This is a genomic window from Campylobacter sp. TJR-1 (assembly GCF_032840035.1).
GTDB classification, from domain to species: domain Bacteria; phylum Campylobacterota; class Campylobacteria; order Campylobacterales; family Campylobacteraceae; genus Campylobacter; species Campylobacter fetus.
In genome coordinates this window covers 108,968-124,142 of the sequence record NZ_JAWIZX010000004.1, presented here as the reverse complement: position 1 = coordinate 124,142, position 15,175 = coordinate 108,968, and the positions used below count along the sequence as shown (strand labels likewise).

General features: G+C 35.5%; 12 protein-coding genes. 8 read left to right on the top strand and 4 right to left on the bottom strand.

All coding sequences use genetic code 11. From position 1 onward, the window contains the following. The first annotated feature begins 1 nt into the window (after position 1). Complete coding sequence (flhB, locus tag RVY88_RS05355) at positions 2-1,078, top strand: flagellar biosynthesis protein FlhB (protein WP_024305324.1); 1,077 nt, start codon at positions 2-4, stop codon at positions 1,076-1,078. 45 nt (positions 1,079-1,123) lie between these two features. Here flhB and nhaA read toward each other — a convergent pair whose 3' ends face one another. Both nhaA and uvrA read right to left on the bottom strand, forming a co-directional pair. Beyond that, a complete protein-coding gene (gene nhaA / locus RVY88_RS05350; protein ID WP_038452825.1) occupies positions 1,124-2,296 on the bottom strand; it encodes a Na+/H+ antiporter NhaA in 1,173 nt (390 codons plus the stop codon). A 390-nt stretch (positions 2,297-2,686) separates the two neighbouring features. Further along, positions 2,687-5,518 carry an excinuclease ABC subunit UvrA gene (gene uvrA, locus RVY88_RS05345; protein ID WP_162167097.1) on the bottom strand — a complete coding sequence of 944 codons (2,832 nt, stop codon included), beginning with the start codon at positions 5,516-5,518 and terminating at the stop codon, positions 2,687-2,689. A gap of 236 nt (positions 5,519-5,754) precedes the next feature. Here uvrA and RVY88_RS05340 point away from each other — a divergent pair, with 236 nt between their 5' ends. Then, positions 5,755-7,413 (top strand): SLC13 family permease, encoded by a 1,659-nt coding sequence (locus RVY88_RS05340; RefSeq protein ID WP_162167098.1) that lies wholly within the window; start codon positions 5,755-5,757, stop codon positions 7,411-7,413. Between the two features lie 22 nt (positions 7,414-7,435). Here the strand turns inward: RVY88_RS05340 and RVY88_RS05335 are convergent, their stop codons facing one another. Together RVY88_RS05335 and RVY88_RS05330 are read right to left on the bottom strand one after the other, a co-directional pair. Next, the gene (locus RVY88_RS05335; RefSeq protein WP_065844572.1) at positions 7,436-8,179 is read right to left on the bottom strand and encodes a sulfite exporter TauE/SafE family protein; all 744 of its coding nucleotides are present in this window, start codon (positions 8,177-8,179) and stop codon (positions 7,436-7,438) included. A gap of 21 nt (positions 8,180-8,200) precedes the next feature. Continuing rightward, positions 8,201-8,929 carry a sulfite exporter TauE/SafE family protein gene (locus RVY88_RS05330; protein ID WP_002848487.1) on the bottom strand — a complete coding sequence of 243 codons (729 nt, stop codon included), beginning with the start codon at positions 8,927-8,929 and terminating at the stop codon, positions 8,201-8,203. A gap of 127 nt (positions 8,930-9,056) precedes the next feature. Between RVY88_RS05330 and RVY88_RS05325 the strand changes: the two genes are divergently transcribed. From RVY88_RS05325 to trpA, 6 genes are all read left to right on the top strand, one after another. Continuing rightward, complete coding sequence (locus tag RVY88_RS05325; protein ID WP_170117931.1) at positions 9,057-9,497, top strand: DUF302 domain-containing protein; 441 nt, start codon at positions 9,057-9,059, stop codon at positions 9,495-9,497. Between the two features lie 191 nt (positions 9,498-9,688). Next, positions 9,689-10,948 (top strand): anthranilate synthase component I family protein, encoded by a 1,260-nt coding sequence (locus RVY88_RS05320; protein WP_065844162.1) that lies wholly within the window; start codon positions 9,689-9,691, stop codon positions 10,946-10,948. Beyond that, positions 10,945-12,540: an anthranilate phosphoribosyltransferase gene (gene trpD / locus RVY88_RS05315; protein ID WP_317051269.1), complete on the top strand. Its 1,596-nt coding sequence runs from the start codon at positions 10,945-10,947 to the stop codon at positions 12,538-12,540. Before RVY88_RS05320 ends, trpD begins: the two co-directional genes overlap by 4 nt. Beyond that, positions 12,537-13,142 (top strand): phosphoribosylanthranilate isomerase, encoded by a 606-nt coding sequence (locus RVY88_RS05310; protein ID WP_002848494.1) that lies wholly within the window; start codon positions 12,537-12,539, stop codon positions 13,140-13,142. Before trpD ends, RVY88_RS05310 begins: the two co-directional genes overlap by 4 nt. Then, positions 13,139-14,320 (top strand): tryptophan synthase subunit beta, encoded by a 1,182-nt coding sequence (gene trpB / locus RVY88_RS05305; RefSeq protein ID WP_002848496.1) that lies wholly within the window; start codon positions 13,139-13,141, stop codon positions 14,318-14,320. Before RVY88_RS05310 ends, trpB begins: the two co-directional genes overlap by 4 nt. After that, the gene (gene trpA / locus RVY88_RS05300) at positions 14,313-15,062 is read left to right on the top strand and encodes a tryptophan synthase subunit alpha (protein WP_144685799.1); all 750 of its coding nucleotides are present in this window, start codon (positions 14,313-14,315) and stop codon (positions 15,060-15,062) included. Before trpB ends, trpA begins: the two co-directional genes overlap by 8 nt. The last annotated feature ends 113 nt before the right edge of the window (positions 15,063-15,175 follow it).

Below are 15,175 nucleotides of genomic sequence, written 5' to 3'. Positions count from 1 at the left end.
TATCGTGGCAGACGATCAAGAAAAAACCGAAGAACCCACCGGGAAAAAGTTAGAAGACGCTAGAAATAAAGGCAACGTCGCAAAATCTCAAGACGTGAGCGGTTTTGTGACGTTACTAGTAGGATTTGCGGTTCTTGTAGGACTTATGGGATTTATGGGAGAGAGATTAGTAAATCTTTATCTTTACTACCAAGGTCTTATCGGCGTAGAAATTACTCGTGAACTATTTTTTAAGATAACTATCCACTCAATGCTTCAGACGTTTTTGATAATTTTGCCTATAGCTATTTGCATTATGATAGCAGGTATAATATCAAATATAATGCAGTTTGGGTTTTTATTTACCGTTGAGCCTATTATGCCGAATTTCAGTAAAATCGATCCGATAAAAGGTATCGCAAATCTGTTCTCACTGAAAAAACTTATTGATGCTGTTAAAATCATATTAAAAGTAAGCGCCGTTTTTGGCGTTGCATTTTACTTTTTCTTGCAGTTTGTAAAAGAGCTTCCTCATACTATATTTTTCTCAATGTTTAATCAACTTTTATGGCTTAAAGAGAAAATGCTTATATTAGCTGGAGTTATGTTGTTGCTATTTTTGATAATTGCTATAGCAGATGTTTTTATCGTACGTTATCAGTACTTCAAAGGTCTTAGAATGAGCAAACAAGAGGTAAAAGATGAGTTTAAACAGATGGAAGGAGATCCAAAAGTAAAAGGTCGCATAAGACAACTTCAGATGCAAGCAGCAAGAAAAAGAATGATGCAAAATATCCCTACCGCAGATGTCGTCATAACAAACCCTACTCATTACGCCGTGGCTCTTCGTTATGATAAAGAGAAAGAAAAAGCTCCGGTTGTTTTAGCAAAAGGCGTAGATCATCTAGCGCTTCGCATTAGAAAGATAGCTACAGAAAACGGTATTCAAATAGTAGAAAATCCGCCTCTTGCTAGAGAACTTTATAAATTATGCGATATTGACGATCAGATACCGGGAAATTTATTTCAAGCCGTTGCCGAGGTGCTAAGCTTCGTTTATCTCGGCAATAGGGCTAAATTTGAAAGCAAGTTAAAATAGCTAAATTGCTGTTTCAAATTTTTAAAACTAGTTCTAAATTTAAAACTAGTTTTGAGACTTACTAGCTTTTCTAAGTACAAAATATCCGGTTACTGCACACATAGTACTAGCTAATAGTATAGCGATTTTATTTGCGTATAAAAACGCATCACTCTCGGCGTACGCTAAACCATCTATAAAAAGGCTCATACTCATACCAACTCCGGTTAGTATGGACAATCCATATAAATGTAGCCATCCACAGCCATTAGGAAGCTCTGCTAATTTGCATTTTATAGCTAAAAACGCAAAGCTAAATACTCCTATTTGCTTACCGATGAATAGTCCAAATATTATTCCAAGCGGCACGGGATGCGTTAAGTTTAAAATAGAGTCTTCGCTAAACACGACTCCGGCATTTGAAAAAGCAAATATAGGAAGTATCAAAAACGCTACAATCGGATGCAAAAAGTGCATTACGGACTGCAGCATTCCATGCTCAGGATCTCCATCTTCATCTCGTAAAGGTATGAACATACTTGCTATAATGCCAGCTAGAGTAGCATGAATTCCGCTCATAAGCACAGATACCCACAGTACGATACCGCATAATAAATAGATATATATGTTTTGATTATTTTTATAATTTAAAATAGTTAGAATAACTATAGCGCAAAACGATATAAAAAGAGATATTATGCTCAATGTTTTAGTATAAAATATAGCTATGATGATTATAGCAGCTACGTCATCTATGATGGCAAGGCTTAGTAAAAACAGCTTCAAGCTAATAGGAATTCTACTTCCAAGCAAAAACAACACTGCTAAAGCAAACGCAGTATCGCTAACCGTAGGTATAGCCCAACCATTTACATCAAAACTATTTGCGTGATTTAGTACGTAAAAGATGACCGCCGGAACTATTACGCCGCCGATTCCCGCTATGCTAGGAAGAGCTACTTTACTAATCGAGTTTAGTTCGCCTTCTAAAAACTCGTATTTAAGCTCAAGTCCTATAAAAAAGAAAAATATTGCCATAAGTCCGTCATTTACCCATAAAATCGTAGGCTTTATTAGCTTAAATTCGCCAAAAATTATACCGGAGTCAAGTCTTAATATCTCGCTGTAAAATTTGTTTAAAACACCGTTATTAGCTAAGATAAGAGCCAATATCATAGCTAATATTATGAGTATACCGCTTGCTGATTCCTTTTGTAAGAAATTTTTAATTATATTCATCTTTGACCTTTATGGTATTATTGGCAAATTAAATTAAAATATATGTAAAGTGATTTAAATGCGTGATGTAGCTGAATTTTATCTGGAATTTATTAACAAATTACTAAAAATTATATATTTTTTTAAATTTTTGTAATTGTTGAAATATAGTTAAGTCGTGGATATACCGCTACAATTTATAGATTATTTTATACGTTTTTAAAATATTATACTTTATAATAAATCACAATTATATTTAAACTAAATTTAAATATAATTAAATATTTTATAAATATAATTTTACTATTATTATATTAAGATGAAATTGAATATATTTTTAAATTTATAACTATAAATTTAGATCAAATTTTATTAGCCGGTTTTTTAAATTTAAACTCGGCTAACGTAAATTTATTTCAAAAGCCCCATATCTTTTAGTTCGTTTTCTAAAAACTCACCTGTGAATGAACCTGTTTTTTTATATTTTTTAGCTACTTCTATAGGGGTTCCTTTGGCCACCACTTTTCCACCTCCAGCTCCGCCCTCAGGTCCCATATCTATCAGATAATCGCAGTTTTTTATAACATCAAGATTATGTTCTATAACTATGACGGAATTTCCAAGGTCTACTAAATGATGTAGCACTTTTACTAGCCTATCGACATCGGCAAAATGAAGTCCTGTCGTAGGCTCGTCAAGCACGTACAAAGTGTTTCCCGTGTCGCTTCTGCTGAGTTCTTTCGAAAGCTTTATGCGTTGTGCTTCTCCGCCGCTTAGAGTGGTTGCCGGCTGACCTAAAGTTACGTATCCAAGTCCTACGTCGCTTATAGTCTTTAGTTTTGCGTAAATTTTCGGTACTGCTTTGAAAAAAGTAAGAGCTTCATCGACGCTCATATTTAAAACTTCGGCTATATTTTTGCCTTTATACTCTATCTCTAAAGTCTGGGCGTTGTAGCGAGAGCCTTTGCAGATATCGCAAACCACGTTGATATCCGGTAAAAAGTGCATTTCTACTTTTATCTCTCCTTCGCCGCTACATTTTTCGCATCTACCGCCTTTTACGTTGAAACTAAATCTTCCTATTTTGTATCCTCTGAGTTTTGCTTCTTTCGTAGAGGCAAAAAGCCCTCTTATCTCATCCATAACTCCGGTATAAGTTGCAGGGTTGCTGCGCGGCGTACGACCGATAGGACTTTGGTCTAGATAGATAACTTTATCGAGATGTTCTAAACCTTCTATCTTGACGCCTTTTATTTTTTGTACTTTTTTAGCTCGGTTTAGCTCTTCAAGAGCAGTCGGAAGTAGGGTTTGAAGTACGAGCGAGCTTTTTCCACTACCGCTTACTCCTGTCACTCCGACTAAATTTCTAAGTGGAAATTTGACGTTTAAATTTGATATATTGTTTAAATTTACACTGCTTATACTGATATAATCACTTTGTTTTCTGCCTTTATAGTAATTTATGGATTTTTTACCGTTTATATAGTTTGCCGTTTGTGTGTTTGATTTTAAAAGCTTTTCGTAAGTTCCTGCAAATACGACTTCTCCGCCGTGCACTCCGGCTCCAGGACCGATGTCGACGATAAAATCAGCCGCTTCTATGGTTTTTTTGTCGTGTTCGACTACGATTACCGTATTTCCTTTTTCTTGCAAATTTCTTAGCGTTTTTATAAGTTTTAAAGTGTCTCTTTCATGAAGTCCGATACTAGGCTCGTCAAGTACGTACATTACGCCGCTAAGTCCGCTTCCTATCTGGCTTGCGATACGAATTCTTTGAGCTTCTCCGCCGCTTATGGTTCTAGCGTCTCTACCAAGACTTAGATACCCAAGTCCGACGTCATAAAGAAAAAATAGTCTTTCGTTTATCTCTTTTAAGATCGGTGTAGCTATCATCTTTTGTTGATCGTTTAAATGAGTAAAATTTGAGCTATCGCTAAAAAATTTAGTACAGTCTTCGATGCTCATATCTATGATATCGCCTATGGTTTTCCCCGCGACTTTGACTGCTAAACTCTCTTGTTTTAAACGCTTGGCGTTACATACTTCGCACTGTTTTTCGGTCATATAATCACTAAAATCTTTATCATCTTTCAATATCTCATAGGCGATTTTTAAGACACCTTCAAAAGTTTTACTTATCTTATGTCTTTTCCATAAAAAATTTATATTTTTAACATTTCCATAAAGTATGAGCCTTTTTTCGTCTTCATTTAGTTCCCCGTAAGGAGTTTTGGTATTTATACCGTTTTGTTCGCAAAAAGCAAGCGTAAATTTATAAAAATAACTCTTGTTAAATCCGTACATCACTTTTATTGCGCCTTGTTCTACGCTGAGATTTTCATCGATGATTTTGTTTAGATCTAAGCTAAAGCGGATTCCAAGCCCGTCGCAGCTAGGACAAGCGCCTTTTGGAGAGTTGAAGCTAAAGCTTAGGGGTTCAAGAGCGTTAAATGATATTTTACAGTCAAAACAAGCGTTATGTTCACTAAAATGTATTAAGCTTTTTTCTAAATTTAGCTCACTCGCATTGCTTATATCAATCTCTACTTCACCAAAACTTTCATGAAGCGCTTTTTCGACGTCGCTTGCTATCCTTGAAGAGTTTTCCTTGCTTACAACTACTCTATCTATCACGACTTTTATGGTGTGTTTTTTGGTTTTGCTGAGTTCTATCTCTTCATCTAGTCTTACCATGACTCCATCTATCATGGATCTTACGTAGCCTTTGTTGGCTAATTTTTCTAGTTCGTCCGCGAAACTTCCTTTTTTTTCACGTACCATAGGAGCTAAGATCGTGATTTTAGCGCCATCAGGAAGCTTTGTGATCTGATCTATGATATCGCTCGCGCTCATTTTTGAGACGATTTTGCCGCATTTATGGCAGTGTTGAACCCCGATCCTAGCGTATAAAAGTCTTAAATAATCATAAATTTCAGTTATAGTTCCTACGGTAGAGCGAGGATTTTTACTTGTCGATTTTTGATCGATCGCGATAGCTGGAGTAAGACCTTCGATGTGATCGACGTCTGGTTTCCCTATGCGGTCTAAAAACTGTCTTGCGTAAGAAGAAAGACTCTCTATATAGCGTCTTTGACCCTCTGCGTAAAGCGTGTCAAAAGCGAGCGTGCTTTTTCCGCTACCGCTAAGCCCAGTAAATACTACAAGGCGGTTTTTCGGTATTTCTAAGCTGATATTTTTAAGATTGTGCTCTTTCGCACCTGTTATTTTTATAGTTTCATTCATAACTTGTCCATTAAATTTAAAATCAATGATTATATCAAAAATTGTTTTAATCTTAAAGAAATGAGAAAAAATCTAAATTTAAAAATTAAATTTCAAATAATTTTTATATTTGCATATTAGGTGTTACTTTTATTCACATATTTTTCAAAATAACATAAATTTAGTTGAAATTTACAACAAACTAATTTTATTCTTATTAATATGTGTATGTTGATAAAATATTATGAGGAGGTTATATGGCAAATCCAAACATTCCTGTGGATAAAAAGACCAGTACTGTTCAGATTATCGGTCTTTTTGGTGGTATTTTGGCTGCTCTTTTGGTGTATTATATGATGCCAAGTAGTGCTGGAGATATAGCAAACGCCGCTGCAAACGGCAAAAAGTTAAATATAGAAGGTCTTCCTATAGTAGCTGCTGTGGCTGTGCTGATGGGTATATGGTGGATGAGCGAGGCTATAGCACTTCCTGCTACTGCTCTTTTGCCTATGGTTTTGTTTCCGCTTTTAGGTGTCGATAGCTTTAAATCAGCTGCGGCTCCGTACGCTTCAGATACTATATATCTGTTTATGGGTGGGTTCGTTTTAGCTCTTGCTATGCAAAAGTGGAATCTGCATACTAGGATAGCTCTTGGTATTGTGTTACTAATCGGAACAAGTCCGCGCCGTTTGGTTGCTGGATTTATGGTGGCGACCGGATTCATGTCTATGTGGGTTAGCAACACTGCGACCGCGGTTATGATGCTTCCAGTAGGACTTTCTGTTTTGCACTTAGTCAGTAAACTTACTACCGATAAGGATGACGGTACAGTGGAGGGCGATATGAGACATCTTGATGAGATAGCTCGTAAAGGCACTCAAGGCGGTATAGCAAGTGCTGTGATCCATAAAGGTAAAGATATAGTAGAAGAAGTAAAAGCAAGAACAAGCTCATTTACTTCAAATTTCGGCATTGCCTTAATGCTCGGTATCGCTTACGCCGCTTCTATCGGCTCTCTTGGTACTATCATAGGAACTCCGCCAAATGCACTTCTTGTAGCTCATATGAAAAACGAATTCGGCGTAGAGATTGGTTTTGGCCAGTGGATGATAATGGGCGTTCCTTTAGCCGTAACTATGCTTGCTATTTGTTGGGCTATACTTGTTTATTGGTTATTTCCGCCTGAGATAGACGAGATACCAGGAGGTAAAGAAATCATTCATGAAGAGTACAAAAAACTCGGAAATATGAGCAGCGCTGAGTGGCTAGTAGGTGGCGTGTTCATATCTGCTGCGCTTTGCTGGATATTTCTTGGTTTTATACTAAAAGCATATGGGATAAAAGTAGGCAGTCTTGATACGATCGTCGCTATGAGCGTCGCTGTATTGCTCTTTATCATTCCTGCAAACAAAAGCGGAGAGAGACTTATAGACTGGGATAGCGCTAAGAAACTTCCGTGGGATATCCTTATATTATTCGGTGGAGGTCTTGCACTTTCTGCTCAATTTAGCAAAACAGGATTATCTTTATGGATAGGACATCAAGTTTCGGCTTTAGGAACTATGCCTATACTTGCTGTTATAGTGGCAGTTACCGCTCTTGTTATATTCTTAACAGAGATCACTTCAAATACCGCTACTGCAGCGGCGTTCTTGCCGGTTATAGCCGGGGTTGCTATAGGTTTAGGATATGAGGGAAGCAATGTTATGCTATTTACGGTGCCTGTTGCTTTAGCCGCTACTTGTGCATTTATGCTACCTGTCGCGACTCCGCCAAATGCTATAGCTTACGGCTCGGGATACGTGCGGATCAGCGATATGATAAAAGCTGGATTATGGTTAAATATAGTAGGTATATTCTTGATAACTCTTACTGTTATGTTCTTGACTACGACTGTATTTGGTCTAAAGATTTAATTTAATTTTCTTGGCTAAATTACTAGCCAAGAAAAATCTTTTTTATAGTTAGCAAAAACAGTGTCATATTAAATCCTAAATTTAGTCGTTTTTGTTTTGTTCTGTCTATTTTTATAGATGCGTTTGTACCAAAATATACTCCAATTATCGCTCCTATACCAAGCGCAAATCCGTGATAATAATCAACAAGTCCGTTTATACTAAGGCTTATAAATCCGCTAACTCCTGCAAAAACTACAAAAAATAGCCCCATAGATACCGCTTTTTTGATATCATATCCTAAAAATCCAAAAAATATAAGACTTATAAGCATTCCTCCGCCGATTCCGACGCTGACACCCATAATGCCGACAAAAATACCTATTATAATAAGTATAGGTTTAGATAGTTTTTTCTCTTCGCTAGCAAAACTTTTTTTAATAAAAGCCTTTATGATCATAATGAAAAGCAGACTAGCGAACATACATTCTAGCCATAAAGATGGGGTGTATTTGACTATAAATCCGCTTAAAAATGCACCAAATATACCGCCGATTCCTACGTAAAATCCTTCTCCAAATTTAAACATACCTTTTTTATAGTTGATATATGAACCAAAAAGTGAGCTAAATATCATCTGCATGACTGATATGCCAATCGCGTATTTGATATCGTATCCTAAAAATACAAGTACGCTTACGATAATTCCGCCGCCTCCGATCCCGAAAAATCCAGACGCGAATCCTACAAAAATACCAAAAAAGCTAAGTAGCAAAAACTCACTCATATTTAGTCCTAACTTTTAAATTTAAAAAAATATTTTTTTCACCATCAACCCAAACATAGATATATAAAGTGCTACAAGCCACCATTTTTGAGCTTGTTTGTCTATTTTGTGGCTGGTTTTCGTACCAAAATATACACCGATCAATGATCCTACTGCTATCAAAAGTCCGGCTTTATAGTTGATAAGATCATGAAAGGCAAGACTTACAAAACCAGAAATAGAACTAAAAAGTACAAAAAATAGACTTATATATACTGATTTTTTGATATCCATTCCTAAAAATCCTACTAAAATAGGAGTTAAAAGTATTCCACCTCCAGCTCCCATAGATATAGCGATTACTCCGGTAAAAAATCCGACTATAAATAAGATATATTTTGGAGGGTCTTTTGGTTTAGCGGCTGTATTTACATAGAAAAATTTTGATATAGATATTGCTAAAATTATGAGCAATCCCCACTCTAAAACTCTTTCTTGTATATTTGATACTACAAATCCGGATAAACTAGCTCCTACAAATCCGCCTAATCCAACTATAAATCCGTCTTTGAGAATGAAATTTGAGCTTTTATAATTTATAAAGCTACCAAAAGTAGCACTTAAAACCATTTGAAGTATGGATATGCCTATAGCTTCTTTGATATCGTATCCTAAAGCGAGCATTATAGGTACTAAAACCGTTCCGCCGCCGATCCCGAAAAATCCAGATATGAATCCTATCAGGATGCCAAATACCGGAAGTAAGATCATGCTATCCTTTCAAATTTGAATTAGAAATTGTATCAGTTTAGATATAAAACATTGCTTACTAATGATAGATAGTTTTAAATTTAAAAATATAAAGTACAATGAAGTATTTCTATTTCAAAGGATAAGAATGAAGAAAATTTTACTTTTAGCAAGCCTACTTGTAGGATTTGCATTTGCGGGAGATAAGATGTTAGTTACTGGATTTAGTCCGCTTGGAGTCGATGAAACTGCAGCTAAATTGCAAAATATTTTAAAAGAAAAAGGTCTTAAGGTATTTGGTGTGTTTGAACACTCTAAGCTAGCAAAAGAGGTAAATTTAGAAATGAGGGATACTGTTGTAGTCGCTTTTGGAGCGCCAAAAGCAGGAACTCCGCTAATGCAATGTGAACCATCAATCGCTCTTGAACTTCCGTTAAAAATGGTGATTTATAAAGATAACGACTCAAAAACAGTTGTTGCTTATAGAGATATCAAAGATATAGCAAAAAGTTACGGTGCCAACTGTGATGAAGTGGTAAATAAACTAAGCGCGGCTCAATCAAACTTCTTTAAAGCTATTACTAAGTAATTTGCTCTTTTATCCTAAAATTTAGATTTTGGGATAAAATTTCTTATACCTAAATTTAAATTTTACAAATTTACGGATAAAATCACTAAAAAATAAACCTCAAGTATAGCTATAAATTTAAATTTGTACTTTAAGATAGACAAAGAAAAAATTCTGTATAATATTTTTTTAAAAAAACTTTTGGAGCCAAAATGCTTTTACAAGAACCGGTCGTATACCTAAGAGAGATTTTAAGCAGTTATCCAAACTCATATTTAGCAGAAGATACAACTCAAGCTATAATAGGCATAGACTGTGAATACATCTGGGGCGACGATCTTAGTAAGTTAAAATTTGCTTATGAAAACGGAAATAAAATTTGCGATTTTGCAGGACTGTTTGGCGTGATGGGTTATGACGTGGTTTATAAATTTGAAAATATCGGAGATAAAAAAGAGTCTATTTACGAGTTTCCGACATATTTTTATGCAGACGCAAAAGCGTATTTGCATTATGATAAGCAGAGTAAAATTTATAGTTTTTACGGAAATGATGCGTATTTTTCAAATTTAAAAGATGCGAAACCTCATAAGCCCGAGTTTAAAAATGGATTTTACAAAGTAAATACTGATCTAAATTTAGAAAAAGAGCATTTTAAAAATGCTATAAAGAAAGCTAAAGAGTATATAAAAAACGGTGATATTTTTCAAGTTGTATTAAGTGAAATTTTAGAGCTTGAGTCAAATTTAAAAGCGCTTGATTTTTACGAAACATTGAAAGTAAAAAACCCAAGTCCGTATATGTTTTATTTTCCTACTTTATTTGGCGTGGTTGCAGGAAGCAGTCCTGAGCTTGTAATGCAGATAAAAAAAGGCGAGATTTTTGCCGCTCCAATAGCCGGCACTAGGGGCAGAGGAAAAGATGCAAACGAAGATGAAGTCCTAAAAAAAGATCTTTTGAGCGATGAAAAAGAGCTTAGTGAGCATAAAATGCTGATAGATCTAGCTAGAAACGATATCTCAAAGTTTGCCAAACAAGGCAGCATAAAAGTCAAAAATCCAATGCACGTGGAGTATTTTGAAAGCGTTATGCATATAGTAAGTGAAGTTTATGGGCAAAAAAGAGACGATAAGAGTGCTTTTGATGTTTTAAGCGTGGTTTTTCCAGCAGGTACGCTTAGCGGAAGTCCGAAAATTCGCGCTATGCAGATTATCGGCGAATTAGAACTTAGCTCTAGAGGTATTTATGGCGGAGGAATCGGATTTTGGCATTTTAACGGAGATGTTCAGATGGCGATTCTTATTCGTTCGGCTATTTTTATAGCTAAAGATGATGAAATTTCAAAGGTTTTTATAGGTGCCGGAGCCGGTATAGTATGGGATAGCAATTCTGAAAATGAGTATTCCGAGATATGTAAAAAACGAAGAAGCTGCGTAAAAGTTTTTGAGCAAAGCTGTAAGGAAATACGATGATTTTGATGATAGATAACTATGATAGTTTTGTTTATAATATTTATCAGTATATTTTAGAAACAACAGATGAAGAAATAAGGTGCGTACGTAACGATGAGATAACTATAGACGGTATAAATGCTTTAAACCCTAGTAAAATCATCTTAAGTCCCGGTCCAAAACATCCAAAAGATAGCGGCGTTTGTCTTGATATATTAAGTTCAAATTTAGATATTCCGATTCTTGGAATTTGCCTTGGTCATCAAGCTATCGGTCTTAGTTTTGGTGCTGATATAAAAAGATTAGAAAATCCTATGCACGGTAAAAGTAGCGTTATAAAAGTTGTAAATAATAGCGGTATTTTTAAGGAGTTGCCAAATGAATTTAATGTTATGAGGTACCACTCTTTATATGTGGATAATATTCCTGAATGCCTTGAAATAACAGCGTTTAGCGATGATGGAATTATCATGGGTTTGAAACATAAATCAAAGCCCATATACGGTATTCAGTTTCACCCCGAGAGTTATTTTACCGAGTACGGAAAGAAGATTATAGAAAATTTTGTAAATTTAAATAAGCCAAAGACAAAGGAGAAAAAAGTGGTTGATTTTGCTCCATTTATGACAAAACTACAAAAAGGATTTCCTCTAGAAAGCGGAGATTATGAAGTTATATGCAAAGAAATAAACGATAAAAATTATGATATAGTTCAGCTTGCAGGACTTTTGGTTTTGATAAGCGAAAAATCTCTTTATCCTGATAGCCTTGCCGCTCTTGTTAAAAATATACTTAAATACTCGATTACTTATAGCGACACTACGCCGATGTTTGACATCGTAGGCACCGGCGGTGATAAATTAAAAACGATAAATATATCGACCACGGTGGCTTTCATACTAGCTAGTATGGGCGTTAAAGTCGCAAAACATGGCAACAAAGCCATCACTAGCAAAAGCGGAAGCAGCGATTTGCTAAATACCCTTGGAGTATCGTTAAACAGTGATATAGGAGAGTTAAGAGAGACTTTAAATTCAAAAAATTTAGCATTTTTTCATGCTCCGTTTTTTCACAAAATAACAGCCGAGGTAAAAGAAGTAAGAAATCGCCTTGGTATAGGAACGGTATTTAATATGCTAGGTCCGCTTCTTAATCCAAATTTAAATCTTACTAATCAAATAGCCGGAAATTATCTTGAAGAGGTAAATGAGCTTATTGCTAGAACGCTTTTAAATTTAGGTAGGAAACATGCTCTTGTTGTACACGGTATGGACGGTATGGATGAGATAACGCTTTGTGATGAAACTCTTATTCATGAAGTAAAAGACGGTAAAATATTAGAATACAGGATAACGCCTGAACAATTTGGATTTACAAGGGCTTTTCACGCCGATATAGAGGGTGGAGATGCTGAAAATAACGCTAAAATATTTGAATCTACTATAAAAGGCGAACTAAGCGGAGCTAGATTTGATATAGTTCTCATAAATGCTATGTTTGGTCTGTATGCGGCTGATTTTGTAAGCTCTCCTATGGATGCAAAACCGCTCATACTTGAGGCTCTGCGTTCTGGTAGGGTATGGGAATTTTATAAAGATTATATCGGCAAATGAAGATAAAAATTTGCGGTATCAAAACCCTTAGCGAAGCTAAAAGCGTTTGTGAGTGTGAATTGAACGGTGTTAGAGTTGATTTTATAGGGCTTATTTTTGCAGATAGTAAAAGAAAAGTTAGTATCGAAACTGCAAAAGATATATCAAATTTAGCTCATAAATTTGGTATAAAAGTCGTAGGAGTTTTTGCGGGAATTAAATTTGATGAGATAACTAAAATAGTAAAATTTGCAGATCTGGATGCAGTTCAAATTTATGAAAAAATAGAAGATAAAACTAAATTGGGTTGTGAAGTTTGGCAGGTTTTTAGCGTAGGAGAGAATTTGCCTGATCTGCAAGGAAGTTATGATAAAATTCTTTTTGATACACAAGGTGTTTTAAAAGGTGGAAACGGCGTTAAATTCAACTGGAATTTACTCCAGGGTTTAGACGCTAAATTTGGGTTAGCCGGAGGAATCGGCGTAGAAAATTTAAGAGACGCGATGAAGCTTAAGCCAAGTTTTGTTGATATAAATAGTCGTATAGAAGATGAAAACGGCATAAAAGATAGTGATAAAATAATGGAAATTTTAAAAATAGTTAGTTTAGGAGATTTAAAATGAATGTAAAAGCGTATTTTGGAAAATATGGTGGTCAGTTTGTTCCGGAGACTGCTATGAACGCTCTTTTGGAGCTTGAAGAAGCTTATGAGAGCATAGCAAATACTAAGGAATTTAGAGATGAGTTAGATTCTCTTTTAAAAGATTATGTCGGCAGACCAAGTCCGTTGTATCATGCAAAAAGGTTAAGCGAGTATTACGGTCACGAAATTTATCTCAAGCGCGAAGATCTAAATCATACTGGAGCTCATAAGATAAATAATGCTTTAGCTCAAGCATTGCTCGCAAAAAAAATGGGAAAAAGAAAGGTGATGGCTGAAACAGGAGCTGGACAGCACGGAGTTGCGACTGCGACTGCTGCTGCACTTTTAGGTTTAGAATGCGACGTATATATGGGAGAGTGTGACACTAAAAGACAAGCGTTAAACGTCTATAAAATGCATCTTTTAGGAGCAAACGTAGTAAGTATAACCGATGGTTTGGCTACTTTAAAAGAAGCTACCACCGCAGCTATTCAAGCATGGGTAAATGAGATAGAAGCAAGGTTCTATGTTATAGGCTCAGCGGTCGGACCTCATCCGTATCCAAAGATGGTTAGGGATTTTCAAAGTGTTATAGGGCGCGAAGCCAAAGCTCAGCTAAATGAAAAAGGAGTGAAACCAGATTACATTATAGCTTGCGTAGGCGGCGGAAGTAATGCTATAGGTATATTTTCAGCATTTTTGGGTGATGAAAACGTGAAGATAATAGGCGTAGAAGCCGCAGGTTTAGGGGCTGATACTCCTTATCACGCGGCTACTTTGACAAAAGGAAAAGACGGTATAATCCATGGTATGAAAACAGTAGTTTTACAAGATGAGTACGGAAGAATTTTGCCTGTTCATAGTATAAGTGCCGGACTTGATTACCCAGGAGTAGGACCAGAACACGCTCATTTAAAAGATATTAAAAGAGTAGAATACTACGCAGTAAGCGATGATGAGTGTATAAATGCTCTTAAGCTTTGTACGCGCTTAGAAGGTATAATACCTGCTATAGAAAGCTCTCACGCTTTAGCTTATCTTGAAAAACTCTGTCCGAATTTAAAAACAAAATCAAATATAGTAATAAACGTTAGCGGTAGAGGTGATAAAGATATGAATACTATAATGGAGTATAAAAAAGGAACAATATATGGATAAGATACAAAAAGCTTTTGAGGGCAAAAAAGCAAATATAGGCTATATAGTCGCCGGATACCCAAATTTAGAATACACAAAAGAGTTTTTAAATTTACTTGATGAGAGCTGTCTTGATATTATAGAGATCGGAATTCCGTATTCTGATCCTTTGGCTGATGGAAAACTCATAAGTATGGCTAGTTTTAGTGCGTGTCAAAGTGGAGTTACTACAGACACTGTTTTTGATATGCTTAAAGATGTTAAAACGGATAAAGCTTTGGTATTTTTAGTCTATTATAATCTAATTTTAGCCTATGGGGAAGATAAATTTTTAGCTAAAGCAAAAGAGGTTGGTATAAGCGGATTGATAGTTCCTGATATGCCTCATGACGAAAGTAGTGAATTTAGAGCTAAAACTTCTAAATTTAAGCTTTGTTTAATACCTCTTATCAGCCCTACGTCTTCTAAACGCACAAAAGATATATTAAGTGATGCTAACGGATTTATCTACGCAGTCGGCTCTCTTGGCGTAACTGGAGGTGAGCAAAGTCCAGTAGATAGGCTAAAAGATATGATAAAAGATATAAAAAGTTCTACTTCATTGCCTGTAGCCGTCGGTTTTGGTATCAAAACAAATGAGGACGTGAAAAAAACAAAATTATATGCCGACGGTGCTATAGTAGGCACTGAGATAGTCAAACTCACAAATAAGTATAGCCCAAATGAGATAAATTATCATATAGAAGAGATATTCAAAAAATAGTCGTTTCGACTCTTTTTTTGTAGTAAAAGTTTAATTTTAATAGGTTTAAATTTGAAATATTTCAAATTTAATACATTATATTTTTATTTGAAATGGTTTTTTCAATAAAAATT

Excerpts from the sequence above, each read along its gene's own strand:
- nhaA (WP_038452825.1), bottom strand. The coding sequence starts at position 2,296 with ATGAATATAATTAAAAATTTCTTACAAAAGGAATCAGCAAGCGGTATA.
- RVY88_RS05320 (WP_065844162.1), top strand. The coding sequence starts at position 9,689 with ATGCTTTTACAAGAACCGGTCGTATACCTAAGAGAGATTTTAAGCAGT.
- RVY88_RS05335 (WP_065844572.1), bottom strand. The coding sequence starts at position 8,179 with ATGAGTGAGTTTTTGCTACTTAGCTTTTTTGGTATTTTTGTAGGATTC.
- RVY88_RS05325 (WP_170117931.1), top strand. The coding sequence starts at position 9,057 with ATGAAGAAAATTTTACTTTTAGCAAGCCTACTTGTAGGATTTGCATTT.
- RVY88_RS05310 (WP_002848494.1), top strand. The coding sequence starts at position 12,537 with ATGAAGATAAAAATTTGCGGTATCAAAACCCTTAGCGAAGCTAAAAGC.
- RVY88_RS05340 (WP_162167098.1), top strand. The coding sequence starts at position 5,755 with ATGGCAAATCCAAACATTCCTGTGGATAAAAAGACCAGTACTGTTCAG.
- trpB (WP_002848496.1), top strand. The coding sequence starts at position 13,139 with ATGAATGTAAAAGCGTATTTTGGAAAATATGGTGGTCAGTTTGTTCCG.
- RVY88_RS05330 (WP_002848487.1), bottom strand. The coding sequence starts at position 8,929 with ATGATCTTACTTCCGGTATTTGGCATCCTGATAGGATTCATATCTGGA.
- trpD (WP_317051269.1), top strand. The coding sequence starts at position 10,945 with ATGATTTTGATGATAGATAACTATGATAGTTTTGTTTATAATATTTAT.
- uvrA (WP_162167097.1), bottom strand. The coding sequence starts at position 5,518 with ATGAATGAAACTATAAAAATAACAGGTGCGAAAGAGCACAATCTTAAA.
- trpA (WP_144685799.1), top strand. The coding sequence starts at position 14,313 with ATGGATAAGATACAAAAAGCTTTTGAGGGCAAAAAAGCAAATATAGGC.